Source organism: Variovorax sp. CCNWLW225, assembly GCF_037204045.1.
Classification (GTDB): domain Bacteria; phylum Pseudomonadota; class Gammaproteobacteria; order Burkholderiales; family Burkholderiaceae_C; genus Variovorax.
The window spans coordinates 1-19771 of record NZ_JBBCBV010000013.1 but is presented as its reverse complement, the minus strand read 5'-3'; the positions used below and the strand labels follow the sequence as shown (position 1 = coordinate 19771).

The following is a 19771-nucleotide window of genomic DNA, read 5'->3' as shown; positions in this document are numbered from 1 at the left end:
GTCACCACAGGCATGCAAATGCCTGTTTTGCTTACAAGGCACCGGCGCGGACAAAGTACCATCCAGCGACGCTCCGGCACAACTGCCCGGCAAGGAGACTGCGATGAGATGGGAAGGCAACGAACAATCGGACAACGTCGAAGACAGGCGCAGTGGGGGCGGCGGAGGCGGCGGCTTCATCGGCGGCCGCAGCATCGGCATCGGCACCATCGCGGTCGCGCTGATTGCCGGCTGGATCTTCGGCATCAACCCGCTCACGGTGCTCAGCCTCCTGAGCGGCGGTGGCGATCCCGTCCAGGTGCAGCAGCAACAAGGGCCGGCACCCAAGCCGCCATCGGGCGACCGCGAGGCGGCCTTCGTCTCGACGGTGCTCAAGAACACCGAAGTGGTCTGGACCAACATCTTCCGGCAGAACGGCGGTACCTACCAGCCGCCCCGGCTCGTGCTGTTTCGCGGCGCCACGCCTACGGCCTGCGGCACCGGGCAATCGGCCATGGGGCCGTTCTACTGCCCGGGCGACAAGAAGGTGTACATCGACCTGAGCTTCTACGACACGCTCAAGAACCAGCTCGGCGCGCCGGGCGAGTTTGCGCAGGCCTATGTCATTGCGCACGAGGTAGGCCACCATGTGCAGGACGAACTCGGCGTGACCGCCAAGGTAGACGGCATGCGCGGACGGCTGAGCCAGTCGCAGAACAACGCGCTGAGCGTTCGCGTCGAACTGCAGGCCGACTGTTTTGCCGGCATCTGGGCGCACCATTCGCAAGAGTCGAAGAAGTGGCTCGAGCCGGGCGACATCGAGGCCGCCATGAACGCTGCGCAGAAGATCGGCGACGACGCCTTGCAGCGTTCCGCAGGCCGTGCGGTGGTGCCCGACAGCTTCACCCACGGCTCCAGCGCACAGCGCCAACGCTGGTTCGGCGCGGGCTATCAGAGCGGCGATATCAAGTCTTGCGACACCTTCAATGCGCGCACTCTTTGAGCCTTGTCGCGCCGCAGGGTGCATGGTTGTTGCATTCGGCGCTATGAAATAAATAGCAATACGGCCGGCGCGGACGTTGTCACGGCGCCGTCACTGCCATTTTTTGCGGCAATGCGACAATAGAAGGCTTAATGACAAGCTCCTTCTCCAATCTATCGCTGGCGGAACCGCTGGCGCGCGCCGTAGCCGAAATGGGCTACGAGACCATGACTCCCATCCAGGAGCAGGCCATTCCGGTCGTGCTTTCGGGGCAGGACGTGATGGGGGCCGCGCAGACCGGCACCGGCAAGACCGCGGCGTTTTCGCTGCCGCTGCTGCAGCGCATGCTCAAGCACGAGAACGCGTCCACCTCGCCCGCGCGGCACCCGGTGCGTGCGCTGGTGCTGCTGCCCACGCGCGAACTGGCCGACCAGGTGGCCCAGCAGGTCAAGCTGTACGCCAAGTACACCAACCTGCGCAGCACGGTGGTGTTCGGCGGCATCGACATGAAGCCGCAGACGCTCGAGCTCAAGAAGGGCGTCGAAGTGCTGGTGGCTACGCCGGGCCGGTTGCTCGACCACATCGAAGCCAAGAACGCGGTGCTCAACCAGGTGGAGTACGTGGTGCTCGACGAGGCCGACCGCATGCTGGACATCGGCTTTCTGCCCGACCTGCAGCGCATCCTGAGCTACTTGCCCAAGCAGCGCACCACGCTCCTCTTCTCGGCCACCTTCTCGCCTGAAATCAAGCGGCTGGCCAGCAGCTACCTGCAGAACCCCGTCACCATCGAGGTGGCGCGGCCGAACGAAACGGCGTCGACCGTCGAGCAGCACTTCTACAGCGTGAGCGACGACGACAAGCGCCGCGCGCTCAAGCAGATCGTCAAGCAGCGCGGCATCACGCAGGCCTTTGTCTTCGTCAACAGCAAGCTCGGCTGCGCACGCCTCGCGCGCTCGCTGGAGCGCGACGGTCTTCGCACCACGGCGCTGCATGGCGACAAGAGCCAGGACGAACGCCTGAAGGCGCTTGCCTCGTTCAAGGCGGGCGAGGTCGACCTCCTGGTGTGCACCGACGTCGCGGCCCGCGGCCTCGACATCAAGGACGTGCCGGCGGTCTTCAATTTCGACATTCCGTTCAACGCCGAAGACTACGTTCACCGCATCGGCCGCACGGGCCGTGCCGGCGCCTCGGGCCTGGCCGTGAGCTTTGCCAGCGGCGGCAACGATGCGCGCCTGGTGGCCGACATCGAGAAGCTGATCAAGAAGAAGATCGAGCTCGAACCGGTCGAGTTCGAAGAAGACAAGCCGCGCGGCCGCATCAACGACGGACGCCGCCACTGGCGCGAAGAGGGCGAGGCCGGCGACGCACGCGATGTGCTCGACCAGCCGCGCGAACGCAGCAGCATCGGCGCCGATGCGCGCCGCGGCGGCGGACGCCCGCATCGGGCACCCTCCGCCCCGCGCGATCCGTTCTTCGACAAGCCCTATGAGCCGGGCGAGCGCGAAGCCGCTCCAGACTGGGAAGCCGCCGCCAAGGCTGCGCCCGCGCGCGGCATCTCGAGCAACATCAAGACCAAGCGCAAGGTTGCGGCGCTGTTCAAGAGCGCCGAGACGAGCTGACAAAGCACAGGGGCTTGCTTCGGCAAGGCCTCCCGTCCACAAAAAAGCCGGCAATGCCGGCTTTTTCTTTGGGCCCATCGGCCCGAGCGCAAACGCTCAGATCACGTGAAAGTGATGCGTTCCGTCGCGCGCCAGTTGTGCCACCAGCCCGAATTCCCAATCCAGGTACGCCTGCATCGCTTCGGCGGGCGCATCGGTGCCTTCGTAAGGGCGGCGGTAGCGGTCGGTGCGCGGCGTCGCCAGCCGCGTCTCGCCCGATTCGGCCTCCAGGCCCGCGGCAAACCACGCCGCGTTGCCGCCCGCCAGCACCAGCACTTCCGCATCGCCTTGGCCGCGCGCATCGAGCAAGGTGCGCAAGTCGGCCGCGGCATAGCGCGCGAGCAGGCTGCTGCCGCAGGTGAGCACATAGCGCTGCGATGGCGGAATTGCAGTGCCGATGGCCTGTGCCAGTTGCGCGCGAATGGCGTACCAGGCGCCGGGAATGTGCCGCTTCACGTAGTTGGCGCTGGTGGTCACGTCGATCACCGCCGTGCCGGGCTGTGCCAGCAGCGCTGCCAGCGCCTTGGGCTCGACCTCCGCGACGGCGGCGGCGATGAGCGGATAGACAGGCGCAGGCGACCCTGTCTCGGTGAACGCCGAGGCCGCGGGCACCGCATCGGGCACATACACCTCCCAGCCCATCTGCGCGAGCCATGACGCGCTCATCGATGCGCGCACGCCGTCGTCGTCCGCCAGCACGATGCGTGCGCCGCGCACCGGCACCTGATGGTCGGTTTCCTGCACCAGCTGCCCGCCGGGCGCGCTTGCAAAGCCGGGCAGGTGGCCGGCCTCGTACTCCTCGGGTGTGCGCACATCGAAGCGGTAGAGCGTGCGCTCCGGTGCTTCGAGCGTATGCAGCGCATCGAGCGCGATGCGCTGCACGCCGGCCTCGTCGGCCACGCGGCGCGCATCGGCCTGTGCCTGTGCGCGGGTCGCATCGGACACGGCCCCGGGCGCGCGGCGGCTCGCGCCATGGTCGAGTACCTGCCCCGCGAGCTTCCAGCCGATGGTGCCGTTGCGCAGGGCAGCCACCGGATTCGGAATGCCCGCGTTCACCAGCGATTGCGTGCCGATGATGCTGCGCGTGCGGCCCGCGCAGTTGACGATCACTTGCGTGGCCGGGTCGGGCGCGAGCTCCCGCACGCGCAGCACGAGCTCCGCGCCGGGCACGCTGGTGGCCGAGGGAATGCTCATGGTCTGGTATTCGTCGAAGCGGCGCGCATCGAGCACCATCACGTTCGCCTTGCCCTCGACCAGTGCCTTCACTTCGGGAGCCGAGAGCGAGGGCGTGTGACGCTCATGCTCGACCAGTTCGCCGAACGACTTGCTGGGCACGTTCACGTCGCGGAACAGCTCGCCGCCGGCCGCGCGCCAGCCTTCGAGTCCGCCTTCGAGCAGATACACGTTGGTGTAGCCGAGCGCGGCCAGTGTTTGCGCGGCGAGCGGCGCCAGGTCGATGCCGTCGTGCGTGCCGTAGAGCACGATGAAGGTGCTGCGCCGCGGGATGCGCCGCCAGGCCTCGATCTCGATGCGCGAGAGCGGCAGATTGGCGGCCCACAGCGGATGCTCCTGCGCGAAGGGATCTTCTTCGCGCACGTCGAGCAGCGCGGTTTCTTCGCGTGCGAGCAGGCGCGCACGCACGGCGGCAAAGGGCAGCAGGGGAAAGGCGGTGGTCGTCATGCGGATGTCGATCGGAGTTCGGCGGAGCGGTCCCAGAGGTTGGGAAGAAGCGTGTTGGAGTAACCCGAAACGAAGGGCTTGCGTCCGCCCTCGGCCGGGTAAGTATGCCGCCGCACGGCGCCGATGTTGGCGCCATACACGTGGATGCTGATGGAGACGCGGTCCGCATGCGCGTTGTGCACGCGGTGCAGGTCGCCCACGGTGGGCGACACGGCCTCCACGTCGCCGGCGTCGAGCCGCACGGCATCGCCTTGCGCCCGTGCCCGGCCGTCGCTGCCGACCGCATAGCCCTGGCTGTATTCGGCACCGCGCAGCATGCCGATCAGGCCCCACACCGTGTGGTCGTGTACCGGCGTGGCTTGCCCCGGCCCCCACACAAAGCTCACGACCGAAAAGCGCTCGGTGCTGTCGGCATGCAGCAGGAACTGGCGGTAGTGCACCGGGTCGGGCTGCGCGAACGCGTCGGGCAGCCAGTCGTCTCGCGCGACCAGCGTGCGAAGCAGCGCGCGGCCTTCAAGAAGAATGCGCGGCTCGTCGGGTGCGCTGTCGAGCAGCCGGCCGAATGCGCCGACGAATTCACGCAGCGGTGCGATGGCGGCAACTTCGGGTGCCGTCATGCGGGCCGTTTCCAGAGTTGCGCATCGGTGATGGCGCGCACGTCCACGCGCACCGGCAGGATGCCGTCGCGCGCCGAGCGATCGGCCACCGCCTGCAGTGCAACGATGTCGGCTTCGGCCACCGGCCGGCCCGTGACCGAGGCACGCGCGGTGATGATGCGCGCCGATTCGATCGGCAACCGCGTGAGCTTGCTGTAGGCCTGCGCATACGCCTCGGGGTTGGCCAGCGCCCATTCGCCCGCGCGCGCCAGCCGGTCGAGAAACTGCACGATGGCAATGCGCTTGGCCGGATCGGCCAGCGAAGGCTCGCTGGCGGTGATGAAGCCCAGGGCCGTGTTGATGCCGCGCCCGTCGCGCAAGATGCGCCCGCCCTGCTGCAGCGCAATGGTGTAGTAGGGGTCGAACACGGCCCACGCATCGATCTGCTTCGAAGCAAAGGCCGCGGCTGCATCCGTCGGCAGCACGAACTTCACCGTGACCTCGCTGCGCGGTACGCCGGCTTCTTCGAGCGCGCCATACAGCTGGTACTGCGAAATGCTGCCGCGCGCCGACGAAACGATGACCGTCTTGCCGCGCAGGTCGGCCACAGTGCGCAGGGGTGAATCGGGCTGCACCACGATGCCCAGCGCATCGGCCTTGCCCACACGCGTGGCGACGATCTTCAGCGGCGTGCGGCCGACGGCCGCGGCCAGCACCGGCAGGTCGCCAGCCACCGCGGTGTCGACCGCCGCGCTGCGCTGCGCTTCGAACAGCGGCGCGGCACCCTGGAAGTTGGCCCAGCGGTAAGCGAAGGGCGCATCGTCGAGCGCCTTCGATGCCTCGAAGAGGGCGCGCAAGCCTCCGGCCTGGTCGCCGAGCACCAGCGTGGTCTGCGGTTGCTGCGCCCATGCACGCATGGGGCCGGCAGCCGCGAGGGCGAGTGCGGTGCCCTTCTTGAGCCAGCTGCGGCGCGAAGCCCTGGAGAAGAGAAGGTCGGTCATGCGGCGGCTCCCGAAGACTGCAATGCGCGAGCGCCCGCCGCAACCAGGATGGCGTCGTTCTGCGGCGTGTGGATGCGGCTGCACAGCACGTCACGGTGGTGCCGCTCCAGCGGGTTCTGCCGTGCGAGGCCGTGGTTGCCGCTCAGTTGCAGCGCGATTTCGACGGCGCGCACTGCGTTGCCCGTCACGGTGTACTTCAGCAATCCACTCTCGGTGGCCGGCTGCGCGCGCCCTTCGTCGACCGCGCGGGCCGCATCGTCGAGCAGCACGCGGTTGGTGCGCAGCAGCGCGGCGATTTCTCCCACGTGCTCCTGCACGCGCGGCAGGCTTGCAAGCGGCGCGCCCAGGCTGCCGGGTGCGCGGTGGTTCAGGAAGCCGGTCAACCAACCGATCGCGGCCTGCGCCACCGCGTCGTACAGGCTGCCGAGCAGCACGGTCATCCAGGCCTGCTGCGTGGCGTGTGCGTCGATGTCCGTCTGGCTGCCCGCATCGGGTGCCCAGTCGGCCGGGGCGCGCAGGTCCACCGCATGGTCGAGGTCGATCGCGACGTTCTCGAACACCACTTCATGGCTGCCCGAGGCCCGGAGGCCCAGGTGGTCCCAGCTTGCGATCACGCGCACGCCGGGCGCATGGCGCGGCACCAGGAAGATGCCAGTGCGCGGCGCGGCTTCGTCGGTGCGCGCCCATACGGCAAGCCAGGAGAGCCCTTCGATGCCGGTCGTGTAGAGCTTGTGGCCGTCGATCTTCCAGCCGCTGCCTTCGCGGCGAGCCACGGTTGCGGGCAGGCCGCCGCGCGCCGGGGAGCCGAGCGCGGGCTCCACGCGCAGCGCATTGATGAGCGCGCCGTGCTCCACTGCGTCGCGCAGCACGCGTTCGCGCAGGTGCAGCGGCCAGCGGCTGTCGCTGCGCGCAAGGCCATGGTGCTGCAGGTAGGTCATCGTCAGGATCAACGCGGTGGCGGGCTCGCCGCGCGCCACCGCCGCAATCACGCGCCGCGCCGTCGCCAGTGTGGCACCGCCGCCGCCATACGCTGTGGGCGCCACCAGGCCGATGAGGCCGTGCGATTGCAGTGCTTCGAAGTTCTGGCGCGGAAAGGCGCCGCTCCGGTCGTGGTCGGCCGCTGTCGCCGCGAACTGGGCCGACAGGCGCGCGAGAAGGGCGCCGTCGACTGCGGGCGGAGCGGCGCTTGCTGTGGGGAATTCATTGGTGGCCGGCAGGCGGCGCAAGGGGAGTGCACTCATGGTTGCGCACAGTACCGGCCCCGTGCCGCGCCGGAAACGACGCATCCTGCATATGCAAACTCGTTTTTCTGCGTTCGCTTTTGCCGTGTGCGCCGGTACGGTCCGGTGCATGAAACCTGAATTCCCACTCGATCGGCGCCGCCTACTGCAGGCCGGCGCAGCCTGGAGCGCCATGGCTGCAACCGGCGCAGCGCGGGCCGCGGCGCCGGCGCGCGACTTGTCCGGCGTGACCCTGCGCGTGGGCACCTACAAGGGGCTTTGGCGACCGCTGCTCACGGCCTCGGGCCAGGCCGACACGCCGTACAAGATCGATTGGCGGGAGCTCAACAACGGCGTGCTGCATATCGAGGCCATCAACGGCGACGCGCTGGACCTGGGCTCGGGCAGCGAGATTCCGCCGGTGTTCGCCGCGCGCCAGAAGTCCAGCGTGAAGCTGGTGGCTGTGACGCATGAAGACCTGAACAACCAGGCGACGCTCGCACGCAAGGATTCACCGATCCGCAGCATTGCGGACTTCAAGGGCAAGCGCGTGGGCTATGTGCGCGCCACCACTTCGCACTACTACCTGGCCAGGCAACTGGCCGAGGCGGGGCTCTCGTTCAGCGACATCCAGGCCGTGAGCCTCACGCCGTCGGACGGCCTTTCAGCCTTTGCGCGCGGCGATCTCGATGCATGGGCCATCTACGGCTACAACGGCCAGCTGGCGCGCACGCAGTACGGCGCGCGCACCATCAAGACCGGCGTGGGTTATCTGTCGGGAAACTTTCCCATCTATGCCAACCCGCGCGCGCTGGACGATGCGCTGCGCCGCGCGGCATTGAGCGACCTGCTGCAGCGCCTGCAGCGCTCGTTCGCATGGATCAACGGCAACTTCCTGGCCTATGCGCGTGCGCAGTCGGCCGAGACGCGCGTGCCCATCGGCGACCTGGTCGAGCTCTTCAACGGCCGCAGCGGCGACTACAGCCTGGGCCCCGTCACCGATGCCGTGGTGCGCAGCCACCAGCAGGTGGCCGACACCTTCCTGAAGATTGGCGTGCTCGATGGCCCGGCCGACGTGAAGCCCCTGTGGGATCGCAGCTTCGAAAGCGTGCTGCGCCTGCCCGCCGCCTGAACAACCACGCATCCACCTGAAAACACGAGGACACCATGAGCCAGAACGACGTTGAATTCATCGGCATGATCCAGGGCCAGAAGGTCTCGGAGATCCATGCAGCCAAGGGCCCCGCCATCGACCGCGACTATGTGCGCGCCTTTGCGCAGGCGCACGAGAACGCGGGCTTCGACCGCGTGCTGGTGCCGCACCATTCCACCAGCCCCGACGCAACGCTGACGGTGGCCTACGCCGCGTCGGTCACCGAGCGCATCCACTTCATGCTGGCGCACCGCCCGGGCTTCGTAGCGCCCACGCTGGCTGCGCGACAGTTCGCCTCGCTCGACCAGTTCAGCGGCGGCCGGCTCGGCGTGCACTACATCTCGGGCGGCTCCGACGAGGAACAGCGCCGCGACGGCGACTGGCTCGATCACGACCAGCGTTATGCCCGCACCGATGAGTACCTGGAAGTGCTGCACAAGGTGTGGACCAGCGAGAAGCCCTTCGACCACGAGGGTGCGCACTACCGCTTCCAGAATGCGTTCTCGGAAGTGAAGCCGGTGCAGACGCGCAACGGCAAGCCGCATGTGCCGGTGTACTTCGGCGGTGCATCGGAGGCTGCGATTCCCGTCGCAGGCAAGTACGCCGACGTGTACGCGCTGTGGGGTGAATCGCTCGACCAGGCGCGCGAGCTCACCACCCGCGTGCGCGCCGAGGCGGCGAAGCACGGGCGCAGCGTGCGCTTCTCGGTGTCGTTCCGGCCGATTCTCGCGGAGACCGAAGAGGCTGCGTGGGCGCGTGCGGACAACATCCTGGCCGAGACCAAGCGGCTTCGCGTGGTGCAGGGCTACAACCGCGGCGGCCCGCAGCAGAGCGAAGGCGCCAAGCGCCTGCTGGCCGCGGCCGAGAAGGGCACGCGACTCGACAAGCGGCTGTGGACCGCGGTGGCGCAAGAAATTGGCGGCCGCTCCAACAGCACGGCGCTGGTTGGCACGCCCGAGCAGGTGGCCGATGCGCTGCTCGACTACTACGACCTGGGCGTGACCACCTTCTTGATCCGCGGCTTCGATCCGCTGGAGGACGCGACGGACTATGGGCGCGAGTTGATTCCGCGTACGCGTGAGTTGGTGGCCCAGCGCGCAGCCTCGGTTCGCAAAGCCGCCTGACCCCGCTTTTCTCCCTCCCCCTCTGGGGGAGGGCAGGGGTGGGGGCAAGCGGCGTTCAACACGCCGCGGCGCTTCAAGCGCCGCCCGCCCCCATCCCAGCCTTCCCCCAGAGGGGGAAGGAGCAATACCCAACACGAGGAAATCTTCATGAGTGCAGTTCTGTCGATCGACTGGGATGCCGGCTTCGCGCTTCGGCGCAACCCGAACCCGCAGCAAAAATACTGGTTCGACCCCATCCCACCGCGCACCAGCGTGCAGGCCGAGCGCCGCCACCGGCAGGAGCGCCTGGCCGGCGCCTTCCGCCTGTTCGCACGCTTCGGCTTTGCGCAGGGGCTGGCCGGCCACATCACCGCGCGCGACCCGGAGCTTACGGATCACTTCTGGGTCAACCCGCTAGGCATCCACTTCTCGCGCATCAAGGTGTCCGACCTGCTGCTGGTCAATTCGAAAGGCGAGACCGTGATCGGCGACAAGCCGCTCAACAAGGCCGCCTTTGCCATTCACGCCGCCATCCACGAGCACAACCCGAAGATCGTTGCCGCGGCCCACACGCATTCGACCTACGGCAAGGCCTGGTCCACGCTGGGCCGCAAGCTCGACACCATCACGCAGGACAGCTGCGTGTTCCATGAAGACGTGGCGCTGTTCGACGACTTCACCGGCATGGTGGTCGACACCAGCGAGGGTGATCGCATTGCACAGGCGCTGGGCGACAAGAAGGGCGCCATTCTCAAGAACCACGGCATCCTTACCGCGGGGCCCACGGTGGAGGCTGCCGCGTGGTGGTACATCGCGCTCGACAACGCCTGCCACACGCAACTGCTGGCCGAAGCCGCCGGCAAGCCGCAGCCCATCGACGAGGCGACGGCACGCCACACCCACAGCCAGATCGGCGGCCCGGAGGGGGCCATCCATTCCTTCGACAGCCTTTACCAAGGCCTCGTCGAAGCGGAACCCGAACTGCTGGACTGAAGATAAAAAACCAACGGAGTTCTCGATGACCGCATCCCTTTCACGCCGCAGCGTCTTGCGCGCCGGCGGTGCCGCCGCCGTGGTCGCCTCGGGCGGGCTGATCGCCTCGCAGGCTTTCTCGCAGCAGGCGCGCAAGCTCACCTTTGCCTGGAACGCCGCCGCGTTCTGCCTTTCGCCCGTGGTGGTGGCGCAGGAGCGCGGCTACTTCGAGCGCAACGGCCTGCAGGTGGACCTGATTAACTACACCGGCTCCACCGACCAGTTGCTGGAATCACTGGCAACGGCCAAGGCCGATGCGGCGGTGGGCATGATCCACCGCTGGCTCAAGCCGCTGGAGTCGGGCTTCGACGTGAAGATCGTCGGCAGCTCGCACGGCGGCTGCGTGCGGCTGGTGGGTGCAAAGAGCGCGGGCGCCACCAGCCTTGCAAGCCTCAAGGGCAAGATCATCGGCGTCTCGGACATTGCGAGCCCGGGCAAGAACTTCTTCTCCATATTGCTTGCGAAGAACGGCATCGATGCCGAGAAGGACGTGACCTGGCGCCAGTACCCGGCCGACCTGCTCGATATTGCCGTTCAGAAAGGCGAGATCCACGCCATTGCCGACGGCGACCCGAACGTCTACCTGATCGAGAAGCGCAACAAGGGCGCCTTCGTGGAGATTGCAAGCAATCTCTCCGGTGAATACAAGGACAAGGTCTGCTGCATCGTGGGCGCCCGCGGCGAGCTGGTGCGCAAGGACAAGCCGACCGTCGCGGCGCTCGTGCGCGCCATTGCGCAGGCGTCGGACTACGTGGCCGAGAACCCGAACGAATCGGCCAAGCTCTTCGCCAAGTATTCGCCCAAGGTGCCGGTGGAAGACCTGCGCGCGCTGCTGGGCACGCTCACGCACAACCATCATCCGCTGGGCAAGAACCTGCGCGACGAGGTGGAGTTCTATGCACGCGATTTCCGCGGCGTCGGCGTACTCAAGAAGACCACCGACCCGGTGCGCTTTGCCGAGCACGTCTCTTTCGATCCACTCGCATGAGCACCCCAGACCCCGCATTGGGCTTCGATTCCCTCCCCTTCCGGGGGAGGGCCAGGGTGGGGGGCGCGGCGCTCGAACGCACACCTGCTCCCGCAAAGACATCGCCCCGTATCCAAGCGGCCCTGCCCACATGGCGCATCGGCTTAGCCGCCGCTGCGACATGGCTCGCGCTCGGCCTGCTCACCATCTACTGGCCGAACCAAGCCGTGGGCTTCAGCGACTGGGCCTACACGGACGAGTTTGGCATCGCTGCCATCGTGGTGGGCGCGCTGCTGTCGATCGTCGCATTGCTCGGCCCGCGCGCCGGCCGCGTCGCCCGCTCGCTCCGGCCCGCCGGCCCGTGGCTAGTCGCGCTGCCCGTGCTCTTCGCCATCTGGGAGATCGCCACGGCCAAGCTCGCGCTGCTCCCCACGCCGTTCTTCGCACCGCCGCAAAGCCTGGTCGAAACCTACATCGACGACTGGCGCCGCCTCGGCGAAAGCCTGCTGCACTCGGCGCGGCTGCTGGCGCACGGCTTTGTGCTGGGTGCGCTCGCGGGCTTTCTCACGGGCGTGACCATCGGCTGGTCGCGCATTGCGGGCTACTGGGTGCATCCGGTGCTGCGCTTCCTGGGGCCGGTGCCGGCCTCCGCGCTGCTGCCGCTCGCGTTCTTCTTTTTTCCGTCGAGCTATGCGGCGGCGGTCTTCCTGATTGCGCTGGCGACGGGTTTTCCGGTGGCGGTGCTCACCTGGTCCGGCGTGGCGGGCGTCAACCGCAACTACTACGACGTGGCGCGCACCATGGGCGCGAGTGAGCGCTTCCTGGTGCTGCGCGTGGCGATACCCGCTGCGCTCCCGCAGGTGTTCGTGGGCCTTTTCATGGGGCTGGGTGCCGCGTTCTCGGTGCTCGTCACGGCCGAGATGATGGGTGTGAAGGCCGGCCTGGGCTTCTACCTCTCGTGGGCTCAAGGCTGGGCTTCGTACTCAAACATGTATGCCGCGCTGATCGTGATGGCCGTGCTGTGCTCGGGCCTGATCACGCTGCTGTTCAAGGTGCGCGACCGCGTGCTGTCTTGGCAGAAGGGAACCGTCAAATGGTAGCCACCGTTGTTGCAGAACCCGGTGTGCGCCAGGCCGGCGCGCACATCGACATTCGCGGCGTAAGCCACTGGTTCGATGTGCCGGCGGGGCCGCTGCAGGTGCTCGACGACATAGACCTTACCGTGAAGCCCGGCGAATTTGTCGCGCTGCTGGGTCCGAGCGGTTGCGGCAAGTCGACCTTGCTGCGGCTGGTGGCCGGGCTCGAACCCGCCACAGCCGGCCGCATCACGCAGGACGATGCGCCGATCACCCGGCCCGACCCGTCGCGCATCGTCGTGTTCCAGGACCCGACGCTCTATCCGTGGCGCAGTGTGTGGGACAACGTCGCGCTCGGTCTGCAGGCGCGCGGCGTGCTCAAGGCGCAGCGCGGGCGCGTCGACGAGGCGCTCAAGCTCGTGGGCCTCAGCGACTTTGCAAAGGTCTTTCCGCACCAGCTTTCGGGCGGCATGGCGCAGCGCGTGGCATTGGCACGCGCGCTGGTGAACGACCCGCAATTGCTGGTGCTCGACGAGCCGCTCGGCAAGCTCGATTCGCTCACGCGCATCGCAATGCAGAGCGAGCTCGTCAACCTGTGGCAGCGCGCGGGCTTTTCGGCACTGCTGGTGACGCACGACGTGGAAGAGGCGCTGTTTCTTGCCAACCGCGTGATCGTGCTCAGCGACCGGCCGGCGCGCGTTGCGGCCGAGATCGTGGTCGACCTGCCGTATCCGCGGCATCGAGGCCATGCCCGGCTGGCCGAACTTCGGCACGAGGCGCTCAGGCACCTGGGGCTCGACGCCACCTGGTGACATGAACAGCACGCCCGAGGCCGATTGGCTCAACCTGCTGATCGGCCTGCTGCAAGGCGCCCAGCTGCAGCTGCTGCGCGTGCTCGATGCGCTCGGGCTCGCACGGCAGGTGCACGGCCAGCCGGCCTGGCCTTGGTCGCAGCGCCTCTCTGGCGAGAACCTGCTGATCGACCTGGGCCAGGCGCGCAGCCTCGCGTGGACGCTGGTCTTTGTTGCCGCAGCGCTGCTTGCGCTACTCCTCGCGCTGCTGTGGCGGCGCCCGCGCTTCTACCTTCTGGCCGTGGTGCCGATGCTGCTGATCGCCGCGCCATGGCCGGCGGCGCATGTGGTGCTGGTGCCGGCAACGCCCACAAGTTTCCAGGCATCGCCGACCGGTTTCACGGCCGCCTCCATCGCCAAGGGCCGCGTACTCTACGAACAGAACTGCGTCGCGTGCCACGGCGTGGATGGCAGGGGCGAAGGCCCGCTCGCGGCCTCGCTGGCGGTGTGGCCGCCGAACCTGAGCGGCCCCTTGCTGTGGCGGCGTGCCGACGGCGACCTGCTCTGGCGCATTCTTCACGGCACGCGCGATGCGCAGCATGGCAGGGCCACGATGCCGGGCTTCGGCGCGAACATCGACGAGTCCGATGCCTGGGCGCTCATCGACTACATGAAGGCGCTGGGCGCGGGCCAGAGCCTGCGCGCGCTCGGCAACTGGCCGCAGCCCATCGGCCTGCCCGACATGGCGGTGCGTTGCGGCTCGCAGCCTGCGCGGTCGCTCGCAAGCTGGCGCGGGCAGCGCGTGCGCATCGTCGCCGGCAATGCAGCGCCGGCTGAAGACCCGCGGCTCGTGACGGTGCTGCTGGTGCCGCCGTCGCCAATGGCATCGGGCGCCAGCGCCGATTGCGTCGTGCAGTCCGCCGCCGCATGGGAGGCGCTAGCCTTGATCACCGGGACCGACCGCCTCGCGGGCACGCAGCTCATCGCCGACCGCGACGGTTGGCTGCGCGTGCGCGGCGAGCCCGGCAACGCGGGCTGGTCCGACGACGACCTGGTCTGCCGCAGCGAACGCACACCGGCGGCGCCAGGGCAGGGCGCCGCATCACCCGCCGATGGACTGGGTGCGCTGATCGCCCGCATGGACGCGGAGCCGGTGCGCTTCATCAAGGGCGGCTTCATCCACTGACCGTTTTTTACCCGCAATACACACGGAGAACCCATGAACTCACCACACCTCGACCGATCGCGCCGGCGGCTCCTTGCGCAAGGCCTCGCAACAGCCTCCGCCATCGCCTTGCCCGCCTTCACTTTGCAGGCCCGTGCACAGGGCCGCCAAGTGCTCAAGGCCGGCGACCAGAAGGGCGGCCTGCGTGCATTGCTCGAAGCGGCCAACGGCCTCGAAGGCCTCGGCTACGACATCCAGTGGTCCGAGTTTCCCGCGGCCGCACCGCTGGCTGAAGCGCTCAACGCGGCCGCGGTCGATTCGGGACCCATCGGCGATGCGCCGCTCATCTTTGCGCTGGCCGCGGGCACGCGCGTCAAGGCCATCGGCGCCAACCGTTCGGACTCATACGGCACCGCAGTGCTGGTGCGGCCCGACTCGCCGCTCAAGACCGCGGCCGATCTCAAGGGCAAGAGCATCGCAACCAACCGCGGCTCCATTGGCCACTACGTCACTCTCAAGGCAATCACCGCGGCAGGGCTCAAGCCCGAAGAGGTGAACATCCGCTTTCTTGCGCCTGCCGATGCCAAGCTCGCGCTCACGCAGGGCTCGGTCGATGCATGGGCCACCTGGGAGCCTTACACGGCCATGGCGGAGGTGAGCCAGCATGCGCGCGTGCTGGTCAGCGGGCGCGGGCTGCTGCCGGGCCTGAGCTACCTGGCGGCCACCGATGCGGCCATTGCCGCCAAGCGCCCGGTGCTGCAAGACTTCTTGCAGCGCGTGGTGAAGGCGCAGCTCTGGTCATACCGCAACGTCGATGCCTACTCGGCCGCGCTCGCACGCATCATCGGCATTCCGCCCGAGGCGGCCAAGCTGCAGTTCGAGCGCCGCCGGCAGAAGTGGATACCGATCGATGCGCAGGTGATTGCCGACCAGCAGGGCACGGCGGATTTCTACCGGCAGGTGGGGCTCATCAAGCAGCCGCTCGATGTGAAGGGCACGTTCGATACGGGCTTTGGCGTGGCGACCGCCGCGGGCGCCTAGCCGCGCGGATCGATCAGCCCGGCTTTTGCGCCTGCTCGCACTTCACCTGGATCAGCTCGCGCTCCTCCAGCGTGGCGCCGATGCGCACCGCGCTCAGGCAGCCGCCCCAGACGCAGCCGGTGTCCGTCGAAAGCAGGTCGGGCCGCGAAAGCCAGCCCAGCGTGGACCAGTGGCCGAACGCGACCGTGGCGTTCGCGGTCTTGCGGCCGGGCACGTCGAACCAGGGCATGAAGCCCTCGGGTGCGGTGGCGGCGCCGTCCTTGCTCTCGAACTCCATCACCCCATCGGCCGAGCAGAAGCGCATGCGCGTGAGCGCGTTCACGATGACGCGCAGCCGCGCGCTGCCGGTGAGCGAATCGCTCCACTGCGCGGGCTCGTTGCCGTACATGGTGAGCAGGAACTCGCCCAGCGCCGGGCCGCGCAGCACCGATTCGACCTCGGCCGCCAGCACCAGCGTGTCGCCCACCGTCCACTGCGGCAGCACGCCCGCGTGCACCATGAGCAGGTCGCCGCCGTCGATCTGCATGTGCAGCGCCATGTGCTGCTGGCGCACCCATTCGAGCAGGGCTTCGCTGTCGGGCGCCTCGAGCAGGCCGGCCAGGGTGTCCTTGCGGCTGGGTTTGCGTGCACCGTGCGCCACGCCCAGCAGGTGCAGGTCGTGGTTGCCGAGAAGGCTGAGCGCGGACGCGCCGTAGCCCTGCACGCGGCGCAGCACCGCCGCTGAATCCGGGCCGCGGTTGACCAGGTCGCCGAGCAGCACGACGGTGTCGCGGCTGGGAGAAAAACCGATCTTGTCGAGCAGTTTCTGGAGGGCGGCGTCGCAGCCCTGGATGTCGCCGATCAAGTAAAGTGCCATTTCCTTATTTTCACCCCCTGTTCATGGATGTTCTCCTGCTGGCCTTGCTGACTTCGCTGAATGCGTTGTTCGCAATGTCCGAAATGGCCCTTTCAACCAGCCGGCGCGCGCGCCTTGCCGCGCTGGCCGAGACGGGAGATACCGGCGCGGAAGCCGCGCTCCGGTTGATGGAGGAACCCACCCACTTCCTCTCGACCGTGCAGATCGGCATCACGTCGATCGGCATGCTCAGCGGTATCGTGGGCGAGGCGGCCTTTGCCGCGCCGCTCGCGCTCTGGATGGAAAACCTGGGCATGGGCCGCGGCACGGCCAGCGTGGTTTCGACCGCCGTGGTGGTGACCGGCATCACTTTCTTCACCATCATCTTCGGCGAGCTGGTGCCCAAGCGCATCGGCCAGCTCTACCCCGAGCCCGTGGCGCGCTGGGTGTCGCGCCCCATGCGCGGGCTGGCCAAGGGCGCCAAGCCGTTCGTGTGGCTGCTGGCGGGCGCCACGGCCACCGTGCTGAAGCTGCTGCGCATCGACGCCAACGCCGCCCGCTCCATGACCGAGGAAGAAATTTCGGCCAGCCTGGAAGAGGGCGTGGATGCCGGCGTGATCGAGCAGCACGAGCACCAGATGGTGCGCAACGTATTCCACCTGGACGACCGGCGCCTGTCGTCGCTGATGATCCCGCGCGCCGACATCGAATGGCTCGACGCCTCGGACACCGTGGCGCAGGCGCTGAAGAAGGTGGCCGATGCGGGCGCGCTCAACATCGTGCATTCGTGGTACCCGGTGTGCCGCAATTCGCTCGACGACGTGGTCGGCGTGATCAGCGTGGCGCATCTGCTGCGGCTGGGCACCGAGCACGCCGGCGTGCTGGGGCAAGAGGCCGCTCCGGCCGTGTTCGTGCCCGAAACCCTTACCGGCATGGAACTGCTCGAGCAGTTCCGCGAACGCGGCGGCCGGCTGGTGTTCGTGGTCGACGAATACGGCGTGGTGCAGGGCCTCATGACGCCGCGCGACATGCTCGAGGCCATCACCGGCGAGCTGCAGCCCGGCACCCTTACCGACGCCTGGGCCCGCGAGCGGCCCGATGGCGTGTGGGAGCTCGACGGGCTGATGCCGGTTTCGGAACTGCGCGCGCGGCTCGGCATTCGCGAGCTGCCCGACGAAGAGCGCGGGCGCTACAACACCGTGGCAGGTTTGCTGATGGCCGTTTCGGGCCATCTGCCCAAGGCGGGCGAAGTGATCGAATGCGCGGGCTGGCATTTCGAAATCGCGGCGCTCGAGGGCCGCCGCATCGACCGCGTGCTGGCCGCGCCCGACAAGTCGGCGGCGCACGGCGACTAGCGTCTGCCCGCTCCATCAGAATTTCAAGAAGACCCACCAAGCGATCGCATTGATCGCCAGCCCCACCATGACCGAAGACATCTACACCGAGCCGAATGCCGACCCCGACACCCTTGCCAACCTGGGGCCGCTGCGCGCCATGGCAGGCATCTGGGAGGGCAGCCGCGGCGTGGACGTGAAGCCCAAGCGCGAAGGCCCCAAGACGCAGGTCTATGTCGAGCGCTACGAGCTGCAGCCCATCGATCCGCAGACCAACGGCCCGCAGCTGCTGTACGGCCTGCGCTACCACACCTACATCCACAAGCCCGGCCTCACCAAGATGTACCACGACCAGGTGGGCTACTGGCTCTGGGAGCCGGCCACCGGCACGGTGATGCACACGCTGGCCATTCCGCGCGGCCAGGTGGCCATGGCAAGCGGCCATGCCAAGGCCGGCGACACGCGCTTCACGCTCAGCGCCGAGCGCGGCAGCCTGGTGAACGGCATCGTGTCCAACCCGTTCATCGAAGAAGCCTTCACCACGCTGGCGTGGAACATCACGGTCACCATCAACCCCGACGGCACATGGTCCTACGACCAGGACACCGTGATGCAGATCCAGGGGCGGGCCGAGCCTTTCCATCACACCGACCGCAACACGCTCACGCGGGTGGCGGAGCCGGGACTCAACCCGTTGGCGATGCCCGACGCGCCTGCTGCGGTGGTGGTCTCTCCCCGATAACGGCCCAAGGAGCGTCGGCAAGCCCTACCAGCGGATCTTCACGCCCACGCTGCCGTTCACGCCGCTCTTCGTGCGCGCCCCGCCGCCTGACGCCCAGTACTTGCCCAGCTCTCCGTACAGGCTCATGTTCTGGGTCAGCCGCAGCGTGGCGCCGGCCGCGAGTTCGGTGCTCGTGCCGCCCGTGCGGCTGGCAATGTCGGTGTAGGCCGCGGGCCCTGTGAAGCGCGTCACGTCGGTGCCGCTGCTGCTGCGGTAAACGTTGAGCCGCGCATAAGGTTGCAGCGGCCCTGCGGCGGTGGTCAGCTCGCCCTTGATGCGCACGCCGGCGCGCACCAGCCAGCCGCTGTGGCTGTCCTGCTGCACCACGGCGCCGACGATGCCGGTGTCGTCCAGGCTCACGCGCTGGTGCACCAGTTGCAGCTGCGGCTCGACGATCCACTCCGGTGAAATGCGGAAGGCCTGGCCCACCTCGATCGAAGCCAGCAGGCTGCGGCCCTTGCCCGAACTGGCGGCGCCCAGGTCCGTTGCCGCGGTGTAGCGGTGGCGGCCCGCTTGCAGCACGCCGTCCAGGTACAGGCCGCTGTCGTTCTTCCAGGTGGCATAGGCGCCCAGGTACTGGCTGCGCAGGTCGTTGGAGCCGGCCGCGTAGCCCTGCACGCCGCGTGCAAAGCCCCTCACGCGCACGTCGCCCTCGAGCTGGCCGATGTAGATGCCGACGCGCCAGTTCGGATCGGCCCACAGGTCGTTGCCGGCCTGGAAGCCCGTGAGGCGCCCTTCGCTGGTGGGGCTGACGGTGCCGCCTTGGCTGATGGTGCGGTCCATGCTGATGATGCGGGCCCAGCCCTGGCGCAGGCTCTGGTTGGGCGTGGCAATGCCGACCCCGCCCGCGTTCTCGTCGCCGACGCGCTGGTGGAGGTTGCCCACCATGGCCAGGTTGGACTGGCGGAACTGCTCGGGCAGCGCGGCGTAGAGCGGCACTTCGGCGCGGTAGGTGGGCACCGTGATGCCCGCCGGCGCGTTGGGAGAGCCGCCGTCGCCGCTCAGCGGGTTGCCGTCGTCCGGTGCTGGTGCCGGTGCCGGCGCAGGTGCAGGTGCAGGTGCAGGTGCAGGTGCAGGTGCAGGTGCAGGTGCAGGTGCAGGCGCAGGCGCAGGCGCTGGTGGTCCCGGAGGCGCAGGGGGAGCAGGAGGCGCAGGAGGCGCAGGAGGAGGCGGAGGGGGCGGTGGCGGTGGCGGCGGCGCAATGATGATGCCGGACCGCAAATACCAATTCTCCCCCGCCCCCGAGGCATCGGCCGCATGCAGCCGGTACTCGTAGGCCCCCGCATCCACATGGCCGCCGGCCAGGCGGAACGCATCGCGCGTGGTCTGCGCCGTCGTCGTGGCCCCGTTCATCGCCGTCACCACCTCGATGCCGCT

The 19771-nt window shown here is 68.3% G+C and carries 18 protein-coding genes; 12 read left to right on the top strand and 6 right to left on the bottom strand.

Annotation, left to right across the window (positions count from 1 at the left end; genetic code table 11):
- The first annotated feature begins 103 nt into the window (after positions 1–103).
- Complete coding sequence (ypfJ, locus tag V9L20_RS19530; RefSeq protein WP_258501732.1) at positions 104–982, top strand: KPN_02809 family neutral zinc metallopeptidase; 879 nt, start codon at positions 104–106, stop codon at positions 980–982.
- Positions 983–1113: 131 nt separating this feature from the next.
- Positions 1114–2580: a DEAD/DEAH box helicase gene (locus tag V9L20_RS19525; RefSeq protein ID WP_337297827.1), complete on the top strand. Its 1467-nt coding sequence runs from the start codon at positions 1114–1116 to the stop codon at positions 2578–2580.
- 96 nt (positions 2581–2676) lie between these two features.
- On the opposite strand, the gene V9L20_RS19520 is transcribed toward V9L20_RS19525, so the two are convergent.
- The 4 genes from V9L20_RS19520 to V9L20_RS19505 are packed head-to-tail and all read right to left on the bottom strand — an operon-like array spanning position 2677 to position 7137.
- On the bottom strand, positions 2677–4299 hold the full coding sequence (locus tag V9L20_RS19520) for a rhodanese-related sulfurtransferase (protein ID WP_337297826.1): 1623 nt from the start codon (positions 4297–4299) through the stop codon (positions 2677–2679).
- Positions 4296–4916 carry a cysteine dioxygenase gene (locus V9L20_RS19515; protein WP_337297825.1) on the bottom strand — a complete coding sequence of 207 codons (621 nt, stop codon included), beginning with the start codon at positions 4914–4916 and terminating at the stop codon, positions 4296–4298. Before V9L20_RS19515 ends, V9L20_RS19520 begins: the two co-directional genes overlap by 4 nt.
- On the bottom strand, positions 4913–5896 hold the full coding sequence (locus V9L20_RS19510; RefSeq protein ID WP_337297824.1) for an ABC transporter substrate-binding protein: 984 nt from the start codon (positions 5894–5896) through the stop codon (positions 4913–4915). Before V9L20_RS19510 ends, V9L20_RS19515 begins: the two co-directional genes overlap by 4 nt.
- Positions 5893–7137: an acyl-CoA dehydrogenase family protein gene (locus V9L20_RS19505; protein WP_337297823.1), complete on the bottom strand. Its 1245-nt coding sequence runs from the start codon at positions 7135–7137 to the stop codon at positions 5893–5895. Before V9L20_RS19505 ends, V9L20_RS19510 begins: the two co-directional genes overlap by 4 nt.
- Before the next feature lie 109 nt (positions 7138–7246).
- On the opposite strand from V9L20_RS19505, the gene V9L20_RS19500 reads away from it, so the two are divergent.
- The 8 genes from V9L20_RS19500 (at position 7247) to V9L20_RS19465 (ending at position 15444) form a co-directional block, all read left to right on the top strand.
- The gene (locus tag V9L20_RS19500) at positions 7247–8248 is read left to right on the top strand and encodes an ABC transporter substrate-binding protein (RefSeq protein WP_337297822.1); all 1002 of its coding nucleotides are present in this window, start codon (positions 7247–7249) and stop codon (positions 8246–8248) included.
- 35 nt (positions 8249–8283) lie between these two features.
- Entirely contained in the window at positions 8284–9393 is a 1110-nt protein-coding gene (locus V9L20_RS19495) for an LLM class flavin-dependent oxidoreductase (protein WP_337297821.1), read from the top strand.
- Positions 9394–9540: 147 nt separating this feature from the next.
- Positions 9541–10365 (top strand): class II aldolase/adducin family protein, encoded by an 825-nt coding sequence (locus V9L20_RS19490; protein WP_337297820.1) that lies wholly within the window; start codon positions 9541–9543, stop codon positions 10363–10365.
- Positions 10366–10390: 25 nt separating this feature from the next.
- Entirely contained in the window at positions 10391–11392 is a 1002-nt protein-coding gene (locus tag V9L20_RS19485) for an ABC transporter substrate-binding protein (protein WP_337297819.1), read from the top strand.
- Positions 11389–12471, top strand: coding sequence for an ABC transporter permease (locus V9L20_RS19480; RefSeq protein WP_337297818.1), 1083 nt, complete (start codon positions 11389–11391; stop codon positions 12469–12471). Before V9L20_RS19485 ends, V9L20_RS19480 begins: the two co-directional genes overlap by 4 nt.
- Entirely contained in the window at positions 12465–13259 is a 795-nt protein-coding gene (locus V9L20_RS19475; RefSeq protein ID WP_337297817.1) for an ABC transporter ATP-binding protein, read from the top strand. The genes V9L20_RS19480 and V9L20_RS19475 overlap by 7 nt, the downstream gene beginning before the upstream one ends.
- A gap of 1 nt (position 13260) precedes the next feature.
- A complete protein-coding gene (locus tag V9L20_RS19470) occupies positions 13261–14424 on the top strand; it encodes a c-type cytochrome (RefSeq protein ID WP_337297816.1) in 1164 nt (387 codons plus the stop codon).
- A 33-nt stretch (positions 14425–14457) separates the two neighbouring features.
- Positions 14458–15444, top strand: a complete 987-nt coding sequence (locus V9L20_RS19465; protein ID WP_337297815.1) for an ABC transporter substrate-binding protein — start codon at positions 14458–14460, stop codon at positions 15442–15444.
- A 13-nt stretch (positions 15445–15457) separates the two neighbouring features.
- Here V9L20_RS19465 and V9L20_RS19460 read toward each other — a convergent pair whose 3' ends face one another.
- Entirely contained in the window at positions 15458–16300 is an 843-nt protein-coding gene (locus V9L20_RS19460; protein ID WP_337297814.1) for a symmetrical bis(5'-nucleosyl)-tetraphosphatase, read from the bottom strand.
- A 23-nt stretch (positions 16301–16323) separates the two neighbouring features.
- Between V9L20_RS19460 and V9L20_RS19455 the strand changes: the two genes are divergently transcribed.
- Positions 16324–17634 (top strand): hemolysin family protein, encoded by a 1311-nt coding sequence (locus tag V9L20_RS19455; protein ID WP_337297813.1) that lies wholly within the window; start codon positions 16324–16326, stop codon positions 17632–17634.
- 67 nt (positions 17635–17701) lie between these two features.
- Entirely contained in the window at positions 17702–18355 is a 654-nt protein-coding gene (locus V9L20_RS19450) for an FABP family protein (protein ID WP_337297812.1), read from the top strand.
- 24 nt (positions 18356–18379) lie between these two features.
- Here V9L20_RS19450 and V9L20_RS19445 read toward each other — a convergent pair.
- A partial coding sequence (locus V9L20_RS19445; protein ID WP_337297811.1) for an autotransporter family protein occupies positions 18380–19771 on the bottom strand: 1392 nt, incomplete at its 5' end.